Below are 19,075 nucleotides of genomic sequence, written 5' to 3' on the forward strand. Positions count from 1 at the left end.
CTAAGCCTCTTGTGTCGGCGCCTTGATGCGGAACCACGCGATGTACAGCGCAGGCAGGAACAACAGGGTGAGTACCGTGCCCACGATGATGCCGCCCATCATCGCGTAGGCCATCGGTCCCCAGAACACTTCGCGCGCGATCGGGATCAGCGCCAGGCTGGCCGCCGCCGCCGTCAACATGATCGGCCGCATCCGGTGCTCGGTGGCCTCCACCACCGCATCCCAAGGTGGACGTCCCTCGCTGCGGAGCTGCTCGATCTGCACGATCAGGATCACCGAGTTCCGGATCAGGATGCCGATCAGCGCCAGCACGCCGAGGATGGCGACGAAGCCGAGCGGCGCGCGGCTCGGCAGCAGCGCCGCAACCACGCCGATCAGCGCCAGCGGCGCCACCGCGAACACCAGGAACAACCGCTGGAAGCTCTGCAGCTGGATCATCAGCACGGTGGCCATCACGAACAGCATGATCGGCACCACCGCGACGATCGGCGCCTGCGACTTGCCGCTCTCTTCGACCGCGCCGCCGACGGCGACCGAATAGCCGACCGGCAGCTTGGCACTGAACTCGGCGACCGATTGCTTGAGCTGTTCGACCACGGTCGCCGGCTGCACCTCGTCGACGACGCTGGCCTTGACCGTCACGGTCGGCAGCCGCGCGCGGCGCCAGATCGTCGGCTGCTCCAGCTCGTAGCGGAAGGTCGCGACCGCCGCGAGCGGCACGGTTTGCCCGCTCCCCCCCGCCAACTGCAGGTTCCGCAGCGTCTCGATCGAGCCACGCTCGGCGTCGTTGGCGCGGCCCACCACGTTGATCAGGTAAATGTCGTCACGCACCTGGGTGATGGTCGCGCCGTCGAGGATGCCGTTGAGGGTCGAGGCGATGTCTTCGGAGGTGACGCCGAGCTGCCGCGCCTTGTCCTGCAGCACGTCGACCTTGATCACCCGCGCCGGCTCCATCCAGTCGAACACCACTTCGCCGAGATGCGGATTGGCCGCGACCTCGCCGGCGAGCTGCTGCGCGAAGCCGCGCACTTTGGCGATGTCCGGCCCGCTGACGCGGTATTGAACCGGCCGTCCCACGGGAGGCCCGATATCGAGCAATTTCACCAGCGCGTCGGTGCCCGGGAAGGTTTTGCGCAAGTAAGCCTGCAGCTCCGGCCGCAGCCGGTCGCGGTCTTCCAGACTCTTGGTCACGATCACCATCTGACCGAAGGTCGCGGTGGAGGGCTCGACATCGAACGACAGCACGAAGCGCGGCGCGCCCTGCCCCACATAGGTCGACCAGTGATCGATCCCCGGCCGTCCCGCCAGCGCCTCACGCTCGAACTTGGCCATCTGCGCATTGGTCTCGGCGATGGAACTGTTCTGCGGCAAGTTCCAGTCGACGATCAGTTCCTTGCGGTCGGAATTCGGGAAGAACTGCTGCTGCACGAAGCCCATGCCGACCAGCGACAGCGCGAAAGCCCCCAGCGTCAGGCCGATCGTCAGCCAGCGATGCTGCATACAGAAGCCGAGCGTCCGGCTGAACATCGTGCCGAACCGCCCCTTGGTCTCGTGATGCTGCTTCATCTTGTCGGGCAGGATGGTGACGCCGAGCAGCGGCGTGAACAGCACCGCGACGATCCAGGACGTCAGCAGCGACACCGCGATCACCACGAACAGCGTGAAGGTGAATTCGCCCGCCGCGCTGTTGTTGAGACCGATCGGAATGAATCCCGCCACAGTGACCAGCGTGCCGGTCAGCATCGGAAACGCCGTCGAGGTGTAGACGTGGGTCGCCGCTTTGGAGAGCGAGTCGCCGACCTCCAGCCGCGCCACCATCATCTCGACCGCGATCATCGCGTCGTCGACCAGCAGGCCGAGCGCGATGATCAGCGCGCCGAGCGAAATCCGCTGCAGCGAGATCCCCGAATAGGACATCACCATGAAGGTGATCGCCAGCACCAGCGGGATCGAGATCGCGACCACCAGGCCGGCGCGCATGCCGAGGCTGATGAAGCTGATCACCAGCACGATCGCCACCGCCTCGAACAGCGCCCGGGTAAAGCCCGACACCGCCTCGTCGACGATTTGCGGCTGGTCCGACACCAGATGCACTTCGGCGCCGACCGGCAGATCGGCGGAGATCCGCTTCATCTCCTCCTTCAGCGCCTCGCCGAACTGCAGCAGGTTGGCACCGGCTTTCATGCCGATCGTCAGCGCGATCGCCGGCTCGCCGTTGAAGCGGAACAGCGAGGTCGGCGGATCGACATAGCCGCGTCGGACGGTGGCGACGTCCGTCAGCGGAAAAAACCGGTCGTTGACCCGCAGATTGATCGCCTTGAGGCTTTCTTCCGAGGTGAACTGGCCGCTGACCCGGACGGCGATCCGCTCCGGCCCCGCCTGCAGCACGCCCGATGGTGTGATCGCGTTCTGCGCCTGCAGCGAGCTGACGATGGTGCGCTGATCGAGGCCGAGCGCCGCCACCTTGCGCGGGGAGAATTCGAGGAAGATCACTTCGTCCTGGGCGCCGACGATGTCGACACGGCCGACATTCGGCACCTGCAGCACCTTGGCGCGGACTTCCTCGACCTTGTCGCGGAGCTGGCGCTGGGTCAGGCCGTCGCTGGTGAACGCGTAGATGTTGCCGAACACGTCGCCGAAGCGATCGTTGAAGGCGGGACCGACCACGCCTTGCGGGAAGTCGCCCTTGATGTCGTTGATCATGTTACGCACGCGCACCCAGGTGGGCTGCACGTCGCGCGCCTTGGTGGTGTCGCGCAGATTGACGAACACCGTGGTCTCGCCGGCCGTGGTGATGCTCTTGGTGTAGTCCAGCGACTCCAGTTCCTCGAGCTTCTTTTCGATCCGGTCGGTGACCTGCCGGGTGGTCTCCTCGGCCGAGGCGCCGGGCCACTTCGCCTGGATCACCATGGTCTTGATGGTGAACGCCGGATCTTCCTCGCGGCCGAGGTCGAGATACGAAAACAGACCGGCCGCCATGAAGGCGATCATGAAGTACCAGACCAGCGAACGGTGCTGCAGCGCCCAGTCTGAGAGATTGAACGACTTCACGGCGTGACTTCCCGTTCGAACCGGACCATTTGGCCTTCCTGCAGATGATGGACGCCGGCGGTGACGATCCGCATGCCGGCCTCGAGTCCATCGGTGACCAGAACTGTGCCGTTGTCGCTCGGCGCGACCTGCACGCTGCGCTTAGCGACCGATCCCTTGGCGGTGTCGATCACCCACACGCTGGCCTGATCGCCCCCGCGCAGGATCGCGGTCGCCGGCAGGCGGAAGCCGCGGCTCGGCTTGCCCGGGATCAGCGTGGTGATCGTGGTGCCGAGCCGGAACGTCTCGGGCGGATTGTCCAGCGTGATGCGGACCCGCCGTGCGCGGGTGACCTGATCGGCCTGCGGCGCGATCTCGCGCACCTTGCCGTCGACGCGGACCCGCGGATCGAGCTGCAGCGCCACCGTCAGCGGCGTGCCGATCTTGAGCATCCCGACGAGATCGTCGGCGACATCGATCACCGCCTCGCGAACATCAGGACGGGCGACGGTCGCGACCATCTGGCCGGGATTGACCACCTGGCCGACCTGCGCACCGACCGCGGTGACGACGCCGGCATATTGCGCCTCGACCTTGGTGTAACTCAGTTGCTCGCGCGCTTTCGTCAGCGCCGACTGCGCCCGCACCACCGCGGCCTGGGCCGCGGCGTCGCTTTGTTCGGCGGAATCCAGCGTCGCCTTGGTGGTGGCGCCGGTCTCGATCAGGGTGCGCTGCCGGTTGGCGGTGCCGCTGGCATTGGCCAGTTGCGCCTGCGCGGTGGCGAGATCGGCCTGCGCCGAACGCACCGCCAGTTCGGCGGCGAACGGATCGACAGCCGCCAGCGTCTGCCCCTTCTCGACGGTGTCGCCGATATTGACCGGACGGGCGATCAAGCGACCGAGCATCCGAAACCCGTAGTCGGTCCTGAACTGCGGCTCGACGGTTCCGACCACCGACAAGTTGGTCGCCTGCAGCGGGGCGACCACCGTCGACAGCACCGGCCGAACCGCGGCTGGCGGCTGCGCCTTGTCCTCGCAACCGGCGACCAGCAGTGCCGCTGCGATCATCGCAACAATCCGCGGAGCGTTCATGCGGCGCCTCCGACGTCGACGACGATCTGGCCGGGGCGCAGCAGCTTGCCGCCGTCGACCACGACGCGGTCGCCGATCGCAAGGCCGCGACCGACCACGATCGAGTTGGTCTCGTAGCTTTCGATCGTGACGCTCTTGAGCGAAACCGCATGGGTTTGCGGATCGACCACCCAAACCGCGGCGCCGCTCTGGTCGGCAGTCAGCGCGCTCCACGGCAGCACGATCTTGTCGACCGCCCGGCTGTAGCCTTCGCCGACCACGACGCTTCCCAGCGTCATCTCCGGCGGCGGATTCTCGATCGACAGTTTCACCCGCACCGATCCCGTCTTCGGATCGACGGTGGGAGAGATCTCGCGCGGCTTCGCCATCGCGGTAATCGCAGGGTTCGAGACCAGCGACAGCTTGATGGTGTCGCTGCCGACCGGAATCAGGAAGATCGCCTCGTAGACGTCGAACACCGCGTCGCGGGCGCCGTCTTCCGCCAGCGTGTAGGCCGACTGCGCCGATTGCGCGACCTGGCCGACCTCGACGTTGCGTGCGGTGATGATGCCGGCGGCGCTGGCGCGCAGCTCGGTGTAGCCGAGCGCGTCCTTGGCGATGCCGAGCTGCGCCTTGGCGGTGTCCAGCGAGCCCTCGGCGGCGCGCAGCCCCTCCTGCGCCTGATCGAACGCGACACGGGTGGTGAAGCCGGACGCCATCAGCGTCTTCTGGCGTTCGTAGGTCGCGGTGGCGAGGCGGAGCTGGGCTTCGGCAGCGGTCAGCGCCGCCTGGGCGCCGACCAAATCGGCGCGCTGTTCGGTCGGATCGAGCCGCGCCAGCACGTCGCCGGCCTTCACGTGCGCCCCGACATCGACCAGACGTTCGATTACCCGGCCACTGACCCGGAACGACAATTCGGTCGAAACCCTGGCCTGGACGTCGCCCGTCAACCGGATCACCGTGCTGCGCGGCTGGTCGCGAACCAGCTCGGTTTTCACCAGCGTCACCGGGTGTTCCGGCCGGGCCTCCTCGCCGCACCCCGCCAGAGCGGCGGCGACCAACAGCAGCACCACGGTTCTGAGCCGAAGCATCAAAAATTCGCCCATTCGATCAAGCGCATCGCAGTGCAATATTATTGACTGACTCGAAAGTCAATAGTAAAACTACGTGATCGGAGTCCGCCCATGCCGCCTGCCGTGACCAAACGCGCCCGCCGCAAAGCCGAGCGCCCCTCGGAAATCCTCGACGCCGCGTTCGAGGAATTCGTCATGCACGGCTATGCGGCGACCCGTCTGGAAGACGTCGCGGCCCGCGCCGGCGTCACCAAGGGCACGATCTACTTTTACTTCGACACCAAGGAACGGGTGTTCGAAGAGATGGTTCGGCACAAATCGCAATCGTTTCTGCCCGGCCTGAAGGACTACGCGCTCACCCTCCCCGGCTCGGCCACCGAACGGCTGCGCGGCTTGATCGCCTTCACCTATGGCCACATTGCGGAGAACCGCGAGTCGCGCGAGATCCTGCGCTTCCTGATCGCCGAAGGCGGCCGCTTTCCCGATCTGGTCGACCGTCACTACGAGGAATTCGTCGCGCCGATCATCGATCAGTTCAGGGAAGTCATCGACCAGGGCGTCGCCGCCGGCGAATTCCGCGATGCGCCGGCTGCCGGCTTCACCGAGATCGTGATGAGTCCCGCGGTGCTGCTCAGCCTGTGGTCGCTGCTGTTCGGCACCCGTAAGGAAGTCGATTTCGCCGCTTTCACCGAAGCTAGCGTCGATCTGCTGCTGCGCGGTCTCGCGAAAAATTGACGCATCACGCGCGACGCGCGTGTGCTGATCAATAAAGGCCATGCGCCATCGCAGGCTTTTCCGAAGCGGCAGGCGCACTATCTACAGCCTTCACATCGTCAGGGCTGCCCTCCATGAAGAAGATCGGTTTTCTCTCGTTCGGCCATTGGTCGCCGCAGTCACGCACGCGTTCGGCCGCCGACGCGCTGCTGGAAACCATCGATCTGGCGCAGGCCGCCGAACAGCTCGGCGCCGATGGCGCCTACGTCCGCGTGCATCATTTCGCCCGGCAACTCGCCTCGCCCTTCCCGCTGCTCGCCGCGATCGGCGCCAGGACCAAGCGCATCGAGATCGGCACCGCCGTGATCGACATGCGCTACGAGAATCCGCTGTACATGGCCGAGGACGCCGGCGCCGCCGATCTGATCGCCGGCGGCCGGCTGCAGCTCGGCATCAGCCGCGGTTCGCCCGAGCAGGTGATCGATGGCTGGCGCTATTTCGGCTATCAGCCCGCCGAGGGCGAGAGCGACGCCGACATGGGCCGCCGCCACGCCGAAGTGCTGCTCGACTTGCTGCGCGGCCAGGGCTTCGCGCAGCCCAACCCGCGGCCGATGTTTCCCAATCCGCCCGGTCTATTGCGGCTCGAACCATATTCGGAAGGCCTGCGCGATCGGATCTGGTGGGGCGCCGGCTCGAATGCGACCGCAGTGTGGGCCGCCAAGCTCGGGATGAACCTGCAAAGCTCGACGCTGAAGAACGACGAGACCGGGGAGCCGTTTCACGTTCAGCAGGCGGCGCAGATCCGCGCCTATCTCGAAGCCTGGAAGGAGGCCGGCCACACCCGCACGGCGCGGGTCTCGGTCAGCCGCAGCATCTTCCCGCTGGTCGACGACCGCGACCGCGCCTATTTCGGCCGCGACGGCCAGCAGCAGGATCAGATCGGCTATCTCGACGAACAGACCCGCGCGATCTTCGGCCGGTCTTACGCGGCCGAGCCCGACGCGCTGATCGAACAGCTCAAAGCGGATGAGGCGATCGCCGAAGCCGACACGCTGCTGCTGACGATCCCCAATCAGCTCGGGGTCGATTACAACGCCCATGTGATCGAGGCCGTCCTCACCCATGTCGCGCCGGCACTCGGCTGGCGCTGATTCGCGTGGTGCAGCCGCATCGCTGATCTGCGTGCATAACACCGATTGGAACCGCCGCGGGTGCTCGACGCGGCGCGCCCAGGTTGTTAAGCCCCCTGCTCGCGAAAGGAGACCTCGGGCCGCGCCATGACCGTTGCGATCGAAATGGGGCAAACCAATTCAGGCGCAACCGCGGCTCTCGATCTCGAGGAACTGCTGGCGACGCGACTGTTGGTGCAGGGCAATTCCGGCTCGGGCAAGTCGCATCTGCTGCGCCGCCTGCTGGAGCAGAGCGCGCCCTGGGTACAACAGGCGATCATCGATCCCGAAGGCGACTTCGTCACGCTCGCCGAGCGATTCGGCCATCTCGTCATCAACGCCGAAGACCACACTGAGCGCGGCCTGCAGGTTGCCGGCGAGCGCGCCCGCATTCACCGCGTCTCGGCGGTGCTCAATCTCGAGGGCCTGGACGCCGAGAACCAGATGCGCCGCGCGGCGGCGTATCTCGACGGCATGTTCAACACCGCGCGCGACCATTGGTATCCGATGTTGGTGGTGGTCGACGAAGCGCAACTGTTCGCGCCCGCCGTCGCCGGCGAAGTCTCCGACGAAGCGCGTAAACTGTCGCTCGGCGCGATGACCAATTTGATGTGCCGCGGCCGCAAGCGCGGCCTCGCCGGCGTGATCGCCACCCAGCGGCTGGCCAAGCTCGCCAAGAACGTCGCGGCGGAAGCCTCGAACTTCCTGATGGGGCGTACCTTCCTCGATATCGACATGGCGCGCGCCGCCGATCTGCTCGGCATGGAGCGGCGGCAGGCCGAAGCGTTTCGCGATCTCGAACGCGGCCAGTTCATGGCGCTCGGCCCGGCGCTGTCGCGCCGGCCGCTCGGCCTGCGGATCGGGCCGACCGAAACCCATCCGCGCAACTCGACGCCGCGCCTGATGCCGCTGCCGGAAGCAGGCCTGGAAGACGCGCGCGCCGTGATCCTCGCCGCGCCGCCGCCGGAGACCATCGCAACACGGCCGCAGCGCCGCGCGCCGGCTCCGGATCTGCTCAGCCAGTTGATGGCGGCCAAGTCGGTCGCGATCGACCCCACGCCGGAGCCGGAGGCGCCCGCACTCAGCGACGAACAGATCGCCGAGCGCCGCGACCGGCTCGACCGCATCCTGCGCGCGATCCTGGCCGAACCGGATGCTGGCTTCCGCGCCATCGGCGTGCTGTATCAGGAATTCGTGGTGCGCTGCCGGATCGAAGGCCTCGCCACCGCGATCCCGGACATGACCGAGTTTCGCCGGATGCTGACACACGCCCGCGCCGGCCTCACCACCGAGATGGCGGCCGATGATGCGTGGCAGGACGTGACGCTGCGCGCCTCCACGTTGCCCGACGATATGCAGGGCGTGTTCATGATCATCGCCCGCGCCGCCAAGGAAGGCTGGCCCTGCCCCGGCGACGCTGCGATCGCGCGGGCCTATGGCACGCACTCGCTGCGCCGCGCCCGGCGCCTGCTGACCTACATCGAAGAACAGGGCCTGATCGTCTGCCAGTTCGACGGCGCCGGCCGCCGCACCGTGACGCTGGTCGAGCTCGCCTGGGCCACCGCGCCCGGCGATCCCAACGCGCCCGACGATCTGCCGATCGAAGACGATTGCCGCGCCGCCTCGGCGTGAGCCCCGTCGCCCTACCGGCTAGAAAACGGTTCAAGTCGGCGCGCCGATTTGCGATACGAGAGGCAATCGCAGTTTTGCCGATGCCAGGAGGATCGCCATGAAGACACGGGCCGCCGTCGCGTTCGAGGCCAAGAAGCCGCTCGAAATCGTCGAGCTGGATCTCGAAGGGCCGAAGGCCGGCGAGGTGCTGGTCGAGATCAAGGCCACCGGCATCTGCCACACCGACGCCTACACGCTCGACGGCTTCGATAGCGAAGGCATCTTTCCCTCGGTCCTCGGCCATGAAGGCGCAGGCATCGTCCGCGAAGTCGGCGTCGGCGTCACCTCTGTGAAGCCGGGCGACCACGTCATCCCGCTGTACACGCCGGAATGCCGGCAGTGCAAAAGCTGCCTGAGCCAGAAGACCAACCTCTGCACCGCGATCCGCGCCACCCAGGGCAAGGGCCTGATGCCGGACGGCACCTCGCGCTTTTCCTACAAGGGCCAGACCATCTATCACTACATGGGCTGCTCGACGTTCTCGAACTTCACCGTGCTGCCGGAGATCGCCGTCGCGAAGATCCGTGAGGACGCGCCGTTCGACAAGAGCTGCTACATCGGCTGCGGCGTCACCACCGGCGTCGGCGCGGTGGTCAACACCGCCAAGGTCACGCCCGGCTCCAACGTCGTGGTGTTCGGCCTCGGCGGCATCGGCCTCAACGTCATCCAGGGTGCAAAGATGGTCGGTGCCGACAAGATCGTCGGCGTCGACATCAACGACGACAAGGAAGAATGGGGCCGCCGCTTCGGCATGACGCACTTCGTCAACCCGAAGAAAATCGACGGCGACATCGTGCAGCATCTCGTCGGGCTCACCGACGGCGGCGCCGACTACACCTTCGACTGCACCGGCAACACCAATGTGATGCGGCAGGCGCTGGAAGCCTGCCATCGCGGCTGGGGCGTGTCGGTGGTGATCGGCGTCGCTGAAGCCGGCAAGGAAATCTCGACCCGCCCGTTCCAGCTCGTCACCGGCCGCGTCTGGAAGGGCTCGGCGTTCGGCGGCGCCCGCGGCCGCACCGACGTGCCGAAGATCGTCGACTGGTACATGAACGGCAAGATCGAGATCGACCCGATGATCACCCACGTGCTGAAGCTCGAAGACATCAACAAGGGCTTCGATCTGATGCACGAAGGCAAGTCGATCAGGTCGGTGGTGGTGTACTAACCGCGCCCCGTCATTCCGGGGGCGCGCGCAGCGAACCCGGAATCCCGAGGTTCAGAGCACGGCGAGATTCCGGGTTCGCTCACTGCGTGAGCGCCCCGGAATGACGAAAGACAGGCTGCGCTATTCGCCCTCGGCCGTGCCACCCGCAAAATTGCGATACAGGAAGCGATCGCTGCCGGCGGCAGCCTCCGCCTCGGCCGTCCGAAAGATCCGGTCGTGCAGCGGCGACAGCGCGCAGGCCGGGTCGGTCGCGGCGGCGTCGCCGGCGAGCGCGAAGGCCTGACAGCGGCAACCGCCGAAATCGATCTCCTTGAACGCGCAGCTCGCACACGGCTGCTGCATCCACCCGGTGCCGCGATAGCGGTTGAACGCCTCGGCGGCGCGCCAGATCTCGGCGATCGGGGCGCCGTCCCGCACCGACGGAAACGCCAGCCCGGTGATGGTTTCGGCGGCGTGGCACGGCAGCACCTTGCCGCTCGGCGAGATGTTGAAGAACTGCCGGCCCCAGCCGCCCATGCATTTCTTCGGCCGGGCCGCGTAGTAGTCCGGGATCACGTAGTCGATCGCCAGCACCCCTTTCAGCCGATCGCGGGCCGCCTCGACCGTCGCGGTGCAATCCTCGATCTGCTGCAATGTCGGCATCAGCGCGGCGCGGTTCCTCAGCGCCCAGCCGTAATACTGCACATTGGCGACTTCGAGCCGATCGGCGTCGAGCTGCACCGCCATCTCGATGATGTCGGGCAGCAGGTGCAGGTTCTGCCGGTGCATCACCGCATTGACGGTGAGTGGCAGATCGAGCTCGCGGGTACAGCGCGCGACCTCGAGCTTCTTGGCGTGCCCACCGGCAAAGCCGCCGACACGGTCGGCGATCTCTGCCTCGCTGCCCTGAAAACTGATCTGCACATGCGCCAGCCCGGCATCCGCCAGCGCCGCCAGCCGCTCGCGGCTCAGCAGTACAGCCGAAGTGATCAGATTGGTGTAGAGCCCGACCTCGGTGGAATGCCGCACCAGCTCGACCAAATCCTTGCGCGCAGTCGGCTCGCCGCCGGAGAAATGCACCTGGAGCACGCCGATGCTCGCAAGCTCGCTGAGCACCCGCTTCCACTCGTCGGTCGACAGCTCGGCACCGCCGCGTTCCAGCTCCAGCGGATTGGAGCAATACGGGCATTGCAGCGGGCAGCGATGCGTCAGCTCCAGCAGCACCGCGAGCGGAATGCCGAACCTCTCCGCGACGCTGCCGGGCTTCTCCAGCACGGCGACGCCGTCGGAAACCGCAACGCTGGCGGCGGCCCCGCTCACGGCGCGGTCTCCCGCGCCTCGGTGAGAAAGCCTTTGTCGGCGAGATCCTGCAGCATCGCGATCACGTCGCGGCCGATCTCGGCGCGGCCCGCGGTGTACTTCGCCGCCAGCGCATCGATGATCGCCGCCACATCGCGCGCGCCGTCGCAGAGCTGCAGGATTTCGACCGCGATCTCGTCCGGCGCCAGCACCCGCTCCGGCGCCAGGATCACCCAGCGCTGCCTCGTGTCGTCGAACTTCAGCCGGGCGTGGCGCGGCAGCACCGGACGGCTGGCCTCGCTGACGCTGATCCGGCGCGGCGCCATCGGCTCAGACTCCTTCCGGCACGAACGCGCCGGGCGGAATGTGACCGTCGACATAGGCGTGATGCAGCGCGTCGAGCTGCGCCCACAACACGTTGGTCTTGAAGATCAGCGCGTTGCACACCGCCTCGCGCTCGGCCGGGGTGGTGGCGTGCTGCTTGACGTAAGTAAGCGCAAAGTCGGCATCGCGCGGCGCCTGTTCCAGCCGGCGCTTGAAGTAGCTCATGATCTCCGGATTGACGAAATCGTAATGCGCCAGCATCCCGGCGATCCGCTCCTCGTGCAGATTGGGCGCGAACAATTCGGTCAGCGACGAGGCGATCGCTTCCAGCGGGGTGCGGTCGCGGACGAAATGCACATAGGCATCCACCGCGAACCGCGTCGCCGGCAGAATGCCTTGCGTGGATTCGACGTAACCGCTGTCGAGGCCAAGCCCTTCGGTCAGCTTCAGCCAGCGCTCGATACCGCCTTCGCTGGACAGATCGCCGTCGTGATCCTCGATCCGGTGCCGCCACTCGACGCGGGTGGCCCGATCGCGAAACCGCGAGATCACCACCGCGTCCTTGATCGGGATCGAGCTCTGATAATAGTAGCGGTTCAGCGCCCAGGCCTGCACCTGGCCTTTGTTGAGCTTGCCACCGTGCAGCAGGCGATGAAACGGATGCAGATTGTGATAGCGCGCGGCACCGATCTGGCGTAGCGCCGCTTCGAGCTCATCGGCATTGGCGAGCGGCGCGGCGCCGTTCAAAGAAAACGCGGTCATCGCATTCACAGCGTCACCTCCGTGCCGTCCGCCGGGATCTGCCAGCCGGCCGTTTCGAGCTGTCGGCGCTCCGCCGAGTGAGTCAGCAGCGCCGGATTGGAATTATTGATATGGACGAACAGCTTTTGGCCGACACCGAGATCCGCCAGCGCGGCGATCGCGCCGTCGTCGCCCGCCATCGCGATGTGCCCCATCGCCTGCCCGGTCTTGTGTCCGAGGCCGGCGGCGATCAGTTCGTCGTCGCGCCACACCGTGCCGTCGAACAGCAGCAGCGGCGCGCCCGACAGCCGCGCCTTGAGATCGTCGGTGACCCGCGCACACGCGGTCAGCACGTGCACTGTCCGCCCGGTCGCGGCCTCGGTGATGGTCAGCCCGAGCGTGTCGCCCTCGGCGTCGGTTCCGCCGGGATGGGTCTGTCCCTCGAGATACCAAGCGCCCTTCCCCGGCACCGCGAAGGCATTCACCTCGAGGCCGGACGGCGCGCCGTCCGGCAGCCGAAGGGCGAACGGCTGATCGACCGCGATCGGCTGCCGTTCCACCAGCTTTTCATTCAGCACGTTGAAGATGCTGTTGGCCTTCAGGATCGCCAGCACCTTGACGTGTGCATAGATCGTGAACGGCGAGCCCTCGCGCATCGACAGCAAGCCGGCCACGGCATCGACCTCGCCATTGGTCAGGATCACACCGGCGATCGGGCTGTGCCGCAAGGCGCCTGCGCGCGGATGCAATTGCGGCGTCGCGATGATCTGCTGGCGCAGGTCGGGGGACGCGTTGATCAGGAACCAGTGTTCGCCATCGCTGCTGACCGCCACCGACGCTTGGGTGCGGCGGAGCTCGGCCTCAGCGAAGGCCGCACGACAGACCGGGCAGCCGCAATTCCACTGCGGCACCCCGCCGCCGGCTGCGGCGCCGAGAACGATCACCCGCAGCATCGACCGCCTTCCACTGACGTCCACATCGACGGCATCGTGCGCAACTGAATGCGCAACCATCGCGACCGACAGGGACTGCCGATCGCGCTGTTCGCCGTCGCTACACCAAGCTGCGAGTCGATTACTTGCGCGCCGCGCAGGCGTACATGTTGATTTCCATGCCGACCGCGATTTCGACGATTTCCGGTTTCTTCCAGGCCATGAAGTCCTCCCGAGTTGCTGGTCTGATGCCGCAATGGCACGAGGATAGGTCTGCTTCATAACCCGCGCAAGCAAACCTCGTTGCGCGGCGCAGCGATCAATCCACGGCGACAAAGCGCCACGTGGGCAGCCCGCAGCCTCACCTTTGGTATGCCACAGATGCCGCGGGCGTCTGTCCGGTTCAGAAAGTCCACGCCACGCGCCTTGACGTCCTGGCATCTGGCATGCCAAACTTGCGCCAATGCCCCTCACAACGGACGCGCCGGGAGATCCATGACCGCACGCACCCGCCCCGCGCCGCGCGAGTCGTCAGCCGAAACCGAGCTCGGCATCGTGCGGCTGGCGCCGGAGACCAGCTTCAAGACCAAGGCCTACGCGGCGCTGAAGCAGGCGATCCTGAAGATGGACATCTACACCACGCCCGAGCCGGTGATGCTCGACGAGCGCGCGCTGTCGGACAAGCTCGGCGTCAGCCGCACGCCGATCCGCGAAGCGATCGCGATGCTCGAACAGGAAGGGCTGGTGAAGGCGGTGCCGCGGCGGGGCATCGTCGTGGTGCGCCGAACCAAGGCGGAGATCGTCGACATGATCCGCGCCTGGGCGGCGCTGGAGAGCATGGCGGCGCGGCTGATTACCATCGTGGCGCGCAAGCGCGACATCGCGGCGCTGCGCGACGTGTTCAAGGAGTTCGGCCCCGACCGGCTGCCGCAGGACCACATCGACGAGTATTCGCGCGCCAACATCGTGTTCCACCAGACGCTGATTTCGCTGAGCGAGTCGCCGGTGCTGGTCGACATGACGAACGACATCCTGATCCACGTCCGCGGCTATCGCCAGCTCACCATCGGCCGCAAGGAGCGCATCGCCGCCTCCCTGCCCGAGCATCTGGCGATGATCGAAGCGCTGGAAGCACGCGACACCGAACTCGCCGAAAAGCTGGCGCGCGATCACACGCTGCGGCTGGCCGCCTACGTCGAGACTCACGGCCAGGAGCTGTTCGCCTGACGCGGCGACGACCGGCGGACGTGACATGACAAGGACGTCCGTCGCGGATCGCTGCGGCGGATGCACTGACGGGAGAAGAGCCGCTTCGGCGCGCAGGAGACAACAGGAGCACGACCATGACCAAGGCGCTCGACGGCGTTCGCGTTCTCGACTTCACCCACGTGCAGTCCGGCCCGACCTGCACGCAGCTACTCGCATGGTTCGGCGCCGACGTGATCAAGGTCGAGCGCCCCGGCTCCGGCGACATCACCCGTGGTCAGCTCCAGGACATCCCGAAAGTGGACAGCCTGTATTTCACCATGCTGAACCACAACAAGCGGTCGATCACGCTCGACACCAAGAACCCGAAGGGCAAGGAGGTGCTGACCGCGCTGATCCGCGCCTGCGACGTGCTGGTGGAGAATTTCGGCCCCGGTGTGCTCGACCGGATGGGTTTCACCTGGGAGAAAATCCAGGAGATCAACCCGCGGATGATCGTCGCCTCGATCAAGGGCTTCGGTCCGGGACCGTATGAAGACTGCAAGGTGTACGAGAACGTCGCGCAGTGCACCGGCGGTGCCGCCTCGACCACCGGATTCCGCGACGGCGTGCCGCTGGTCACCGGCGCGCAGATCGGCGACAGCGGCACCGGCCTGCATCTTGCGCTCGGTATCGTCACCGCGCTGTATCAGCGCCACCATACCGGCCGCGGCCAGCGCGTCACCGCCGCGATGCAGGACGGCGTGCTGAATCTGTGCCGCGTCAAGCTGCGCGATCAGCAGCGCCTCGCCCACGGCCCGCTGAAGGAATACAGCCAGTTCGGAGAAGGCATCGAATTCGGTGAAGCGGTGCCGCGCGCCGGCAATGATTCCGGCGGCGGCCAGCCCGGCCGCATCCTCAAATGCAAGGGCTGGGAGCAGGACCCCAACGCCTACATCTACGTCATCACCCAGGCTCCGGTGTGGGAGAAGATCTGCGATGTGATCGGCGAGACCGGCTGGAAGACGCATCCGGACTACGCCACGCCGCCGGCGCGGCTGTCGCGGCTCAACGAGATCTTCGCCCGGATCGAGCAATGGACCATGACCAGGACCAAGTTCGAGGCCATGGAGATCCTCAACGCCGACGACATTCCCTGCGGCCCGATCCTGTCGATGAAGGAACTCGCCGAGGATCAGTCGCTGCGGGCCACCGGCACCATCGTCGAGGTCGATCACCCGGATCGCGGCAAGTATCTGTCGGTCGGCAACCCGATCAAGCTGTCGGACTCCCCCACCGAGGTGAAGCGCTCGCCGCTGCTCGGCGAACATACCGACGAAATCCTGCGCGAAGTCCTCGGCTACAGCGACGCCCACCTCGCCGAGATTCACCAATCCGGCGCCACTGCTCCGCCGCAAAAGCGCGCCGCGGAGTAAGCGGCACCGCCCTCTCAGCCGGACCGCCGTCGTGCCGGTCCTTGTCGCCACCCTCGCCGGACCTTTGCTGGCGTTGAGCTCGGGAATCTCCGATGAAGATCTGTATCTACGGCGCCGGCGCGATCGGCGGTTATCTCGGCGTTCAGCTCGCCCAGTCCGGTGCTGCCGATGTCAGCCTGGTGGCGCGCGGCGCGCATCTGCAGGCGATGCGGGACGACGGCCTGAAGCTGCTGATCGGCGGCGAGGAGCGCGTGGTTCGACCGAAGGCGACCGACAAGCCCGCCGAGCTCGGCGTGCAGGACTTCATCATCATCTGCCTGAAGGCGCATTCGATCACTGGCGCGATCGATGCGATGAAGCCGCTGCTCGGCTCGCACACCCGCATCGTCACCGCGGTGAACGGCGTGCCGTATTGGTACTTTCACAAGCACGGCGGCGCCGCATTCGAAGGCCGCACGCTGGAGAGCATCGATCCCGGCGGGCGGCAGTGGAACGAGCTCGGCCCCGAACGCGGCATCGGCTGCATCGTCTATCCGGCGACCGAGATCGAGGCGCCCGGCGTGATCCGCCATGTCTATGGCGACAAATTCCCGATCGGCGAGCCGTCGGGCGAAACCACTGCCGATGTCGAGAACCTGTCGAAAGTGTTCGAAGCCGCCGGGCTGAAGGCGCCGATCCTCGACCGCATCCGCGACGAGATCTGGCTGAAGCTGTGGGGCAATGTCTGCTTCAATCCGATCAGCGCCCTCACTCATGCGACGCTCGACGTCATCGCCTCCGATCCTGCGACCCGCGCGCTGGCGAAGGCGATGATGCTGGAGGCGCAAGCGATCGCCGAGACGTTCGGTGTCAAGTTCCGCGTCGACGTCGAACGCCGCATCGACGGCGCCCGCAAGGTCGGCGCGCACAAGACCTCGATGCTGCAGGACCTGGAACGCGGCCGCCCGATGGAGATCGATCCTCTGGTTACGGTCGTGCAGGAAATGGGCAAGATGACCGGCATCCCGACGCCCGCGATCGACGCCGTACTCGGCCTCGTCATCCAGCGCGCCAAGGTGGCGGGGCTGTACTGACGGTTCATCGTCCCACGCCCCGTCATTCCGGGGCGCTCGCGCCAGCGAGCGAACCCGGAATCCCGAAATTGTTAGCACGCCTAGTCCATCGAGATTCCGGGGTCGCGCATGTCATGCGCGCCCCGGAATGAATCCCGAGTTGAGGAACACTCCACCATGACCAAATGGGTTCGTTTTCGCGCGGGTGGCGCGATCGGGTTCGGCACCATCGCGCATTCCGACATCACCGTGCACGATGGCGAGATGTTCGGCGTCAACAATCCGACCGGGCAGACGCTGCAGCTCGGCGACGTCGAGTTGCTCAGCCCCTGCGCGCCCGGCAAGTTCATCGGGCTGTGGAATAATTTTCGCGCCCTCGCCGCCAAGCTCGATCAATCGATCCCGCCCGAGCCGCTGTACTTCCTCAAGGCCACCACCTGCGTCGCCGCGCACGGCGCCGTACTGAATCGGCCGTCGTCCTACGACGGCCGGGTGGTGTATGAAGGCGAACTCGGCATCGTGATCGGCAAGCGCTGCCGCAACGTCGCCGAAGCCGACGCTCCTTCGCACATCTTCGGCTACACCTGCGTCAACGACATCACCGCGACCGACGTCCTCAATCGCGATCCGAGCTTTCCGCAATGGACGCGCGCCAAGAGCTACGACGGCTTCGGTCCGTTCGGTCCGGCGATCGCCACCGGGCTCGATCCGATGGCGCTGTCGGTCCGCACCATCCTCAACGGCGCCGAGCGGCAGAACTATCCGGTCGCCGACATGATCTTCGGGCCACATCAGATCGTCAGCCGGCTGTCGCACGACATGACGCTCGAGCCCGGCGACCTGATCTGCTGCGGCACCTCGGTCGGCGCCGGGGTGATGAAGGAGCCGGTCAACGCCGTGACGATTGCGATCGAAGGCATCGGCGAACTGCACAACGAATTCCGTCAGACGGCGAAAGCCTGACGCCGATTCACACGCGCCGTCATTCCTGGGCGCGAACGAAAGTTCGCGAACCCGGAATCTGGAGGTTGTTTGAACGCCGAGATTCCGGGTTCGCTCGCTCACGCGAGCGCCCGGAATGACTCGGTGAGAGGATGCTCCCCTCCCCGCGCATTGGACATTTCGCCGTCGCTTCGGCAATCTCTCGACCGCCAGCAACAGCAACAGGCGCGTCAGGCGCCGGAATGTCCAAGGGGGATCCAGATGATCAAGACCCGTTTCACCCAAGCCTTCGGCGTCGAGCACCCGATCGTGCAAGGCGGCATGCAATGGGTCGGCCGCGCCGAGTTGGTCGCCGCCGTCGCCAATGCCGGCGCGCTCGGCATGATCACCGCGCTGACGCAGCCGACGCCGGATGATCTCGCCAAGGAAATCGCGCGCTGCCGCGAAATGACCGACAAGCCGTTCGGCGTCAATCTCACCATCCTGCCGGCGATCAAGCCGCCGCCTTACGCCGAGTATCGCCGCGTCATCATCGAGAGCGGCGTCCGAATCGTCGAGACCGCCGGCAACAAGCCGCAGGAGCACGTCGAGGAGTTCAAGAAGCACGGCGTCAAGGTGCTGCACAAATGCACCAGCGTCCGCCACGCGCTGTCGGCGGAGCGGATGGGCGTCGACGGCATCTCGATCGACGGCTTCGAATGCGCCGGCCACCCGGGCGAGGACGACACCCCCGGCCTGGTGCTGATCCCGGCCGCCGCCGACAAGATCAAGATCCCGATGATCGCGTCCGGCGGCTTCGCCGATGCGCGCGGCCTGGTCGCCGCGCTGGCGCTCGGCGCCGACGGCATCAACATGGGCACCCGCTTCATGTGCACCAAGGAGAGCCCGATCCATCAGGCGGTGAAGGAAAAGATCGTCGCCAACGACGAGCGCTCCACCGACCTGATCTTCCGCACCCTGCGCAACACCTCACGTGTCGCCAAGAATGCGATCAGCCAGCAGGTGATCGAGCTGGAGAAGCAGGGCGCGACCTTCGAGCAGGTCAAGGAGCTGGTCGCCGGCTCGCGCGGCAAGATGGTCTATGTCAACGGCGATACCGACGAAGGCGTATGGTCGGCAGGCATGGTGCAGGGCCTGATCCATGATATTCCAAGCTGCGCCGAGCTGGTGTCGCGGATCGTGCGCGAAGCCGAAGCGATCATCCGCGGCCGGCTCGAAGCCATGACCTCGGGCGGCGCGCGCGAGGCCGCGGAGTAAGACGCGCGCGCCGGATCGGCGCCGCGAGAACAG

Annotated in this window: 17 protein-coding genes; 9 read left to right on the forward strand and 8 right to left on the reverse strand. The window is 66.4% G+C overall.

Going from position 1 to position 19,075, the window contains the following annotated elements:
• From DU475_RS01030 to DU475_RS01040, 3 genes are read right to left on the reverse strand one after another with little or no spacing between them, the layout of a single operon-like run.
• Nucleotides 1-3,051 carry an efflux RND transporter permease subunit gene (locus tag DU475_RS01030; RefSeq protein ID WP_164630160.1) on the reverse strand — a complete coding sequence of 1,017 codons (3,051 nt, stop codon included), beginning with the start codon at nucleotides 3,049-3,051 and terminating at the stop codon, nucleotides 1-3.
• A complete protein-coding gene (locus DU475_RS01035; RefSeq protein ID WP_164630162.1) occupies nucleotides 3,048-4,121 on the reverse strand; it encodes an efflux RND transporter periplasmic adaptor subunit in 1,074 nt (357 codons plus the stop codon). The genes DU475_RS01030 and DU475_RS01035 overlap by 4 nt, the downstream gene beginning before the upstream one ends.
• Entirely contained in the window at nucleotides 4,118-5,206 is a 1,089-nt protein-coding gene (locus DU475_RS01040) for an efflux RND transporter periplasmic adaptor subunit (RefSeq protein ID WP_164630164.1), read from the reverse strand. Before DU475_RS01040 ends, DU475_RS01035 begins: the two co-directional genes overlap by 4 nt.
• A 78-nt stretch (nucleotides 5,207-5,284) precedes the next feature.
• Between DU475_RS01040 and DU475_RS01045 the strand changes: the two genes are divergently transcribed.
• The 4 genes from DU475_RS01045 to DU475_RS01060 all read left to right on the forward strand — a co-directional run bounded on the left by DU475_RS01045 (nucleotide 5,285) and on the right by DU475_RS01060 (nucleotide 9,895).
• Nucleotides 5,285-5,908 (forward strand): TetR/AcrR family transcriptional regulator, encoded by a 624-nt coding sequence (locus tag DU475_RS01045; protein ID WP_164630166.1) that lies wholly within the window; start codon nucleotides 5,285-5,287, stop codon nucleotides 5,906-5,908.
• A 113-nt stretch (nucleotides 5,909-6,021) separates the two neighbouring features.
• A complete protein-coding gene (locus DU475_RS01050; RefSeq protein ID WP_164630168.1) occupies nucleotides 6,022-7,038 on the forward strand; it encodes an LLM class flavin-dependent oxidoreductase in 1,017 nt (338 codons plus the stop codon).
• A 126-nt stretch (nucleotides 7,039-7,164) separates the two neighbouring features.
• On the forward strand, nucleotides 7,165-8,688 hold the full coding sequence (locus DU475_RS01055) for a helicase HerA domain-containing protein (RefSeq protein ID WP_164630170.1): 1,524 nt from the start codon (nucleotides 7,165-7,167) through the stop codon (nucleotides 8,686-8,688).
• Nucleotides 8,689-8,785: 97 nt separating this feature from the next.
• Nucleotides 8,786-9,895, forward strand: coding sequence for an S-(hydroxymethyl)glutathione dehydrogenase/class III alcohol dehydrogenase (locus DU475_RS01060; protein WP_164630172.1), 1,110 nt, complete (start codon nucleotides 8,786-8,788; stop codon nucleotides 9,893-9,895).
• A gap of 120 nt (nucleotides 9,896-10,015) precedes the next feature.
• Here DU475_RS01060 and pqqE read toward each other — a convergent pair whose 3' ends face one another.
• From pqqE to pqqA, 5 genes are all read right to left on the reverse strand, one after another.
• Nucleotides 10,016-11,194, reverse strand: coding sequence for a pyrroloquinoline quinone biosynthesis protein PqqE (gene pqqE, locus DU475_RS01065; RefSeq protein ID WP_164630174.1), 1,179 nt, complete (start codon nucleotides 11,192-11,194; stop codon nucleotides 10,016-10,018).
• Entirely contained in the window at nucleotides 11,191-11,499 is a 309-nt protein-coding gene (gene pqqD / locus DU475_RS01070; protein ID WP_164630175.1) for a pyrroloquinoline quinone biosynthesis peptide chaperone PqqD, read from the reverse strand. The genes pqqE and pqqD overlap by 4 nt, the downstream gene beginning before the upstream one ends.
• Before the next feature lie 4 nt (nucleotides 11,500-11,503).
• Nucleotides 11,504-12,268: a pyrroloquinoline-quinone synthase PqqC gene (gene pqqC / locus DU475_RS01075; protein WP_349644144.1), complete on the reverse strand. Its 765-nt coding sequence runs from the start codon at nucleotides 12,266-12,268 to the stop codon at nucleotides 11,504-11,506.
• Nucleotides 12,265-13,191, reverse strand: coding sequence for a pyrroloquinoline quinone biosynthesis protein PqqB (pqqB, locus tag DU475_RS01080; protein ID WP_164630179.1), 927 nt, complete (start codon nucleotides 13,189-13,191; stop codon nucleotides 12,265-12,267). The genes pqqC and pqqB overlap by 4 nt, the downstream gene beginning before the upstream one ends.
• A 121-nt stretch (nucleotides 13,192-13,312) precedes the next feature.
• Nucleotides 13,313-13,393: a pyrroloquinoline quinone precursor peptide PqqA gene (pqqA, locus tag DU475_RS01085; RefSeq protein WP_013503240.1), complete on the reverse strand. Its 81-nt coding sequence runs from the start codon at nucleotides 13,391-13,393 to the stop codon at nucleotides 13,313-13,315.
• 272 nt (nucleotides 13,394-13,665) lie between these two features.
• Between pqqA and DU475_RS01090 the strand changes: the two genes are divergently transcribed.
• The 5 genes from DU475_RS01090 (at nucleotide 13,666) to DU475_RS01110 (ending at nucleotide 19,042) form a co-directional block, all read left to right on the forward strand.
• Nucleotides 13,666-14,397, forward strand: a complete 732-nt coding sequence (locus tag DU475_RS01090) for a GntR family transcriptional regulator (RefSeq protein ID WP_164630181.1) — start codon at nucleotides 13,666-13,668, stop codon at nucleotides 14,395-14,397.
• A 116-nt stretch (nucleotides 14,398-14,513) separates the two neighbouring features.
• Nucleotides 14,514-15,791: a formyl-CoA transferase gene (gene frc / locus DU475_RS01095; RefSeq protein WP_164630183.1), complete on the forward strand. Its 1,278-nt coding sequence runs from the start codon at nucleotides 14,514-14,516 to the stop codon at nucleotides 15,789-15,791.
• Nucleotides 15,792-15,883: 92 nt separating this feature from the next.
• Complete coding sequence (locus DU475_RS01100; protein ID WP_164630185.1) at nucleotides 15,884-16,864, forward strand: 2-dehydropantoate 2-reductase; 981 nt, start codon at nucleotides 15,884-15,886, stop codon at nucleotides 16,862-16,864.
• Nucleotides 16,865-17,020: 156 nt separating this feature from the next.
• A complete protein-coding gene (locus tag DU475_RS01105; RefSeq protein ID WP_164630187.1) occupies nucleotides 17,021-17,806 on the forward strand; it encodes a fumarylacetoacetate hydrolase family protein in 786 nt (261 codons plus the stop codon).
• A 240-nt stretch (nucleotides 17,807-18,046) separates the two neighbouring features.
• On the forward strand, nucleotides 18,047-19,042 hold the full coding sequence (locus DU475_RS01110; RefSeq protein ID WP_164630190.1) for an NAD(P)H-dependent flavin oxidoreductase: 996 nt from the start codon (nucleotides 18,047-18,049) through the stop codon (nucleotides 19,040-19,042).
• Nucleotides 19,043-19,075 lie beyond the last annotated feature (33 nt).

This window comes from Rhodopseudomonas sp. WA056, assembly GCF_010906995.1.
GTDB lineage: Bacteria > Pseudomonadota > Alphaproteobacteria > Rhizobiales > Xanthobacteraceae > Rhodopseudomonas > Rhodopseudomonas palustris_G.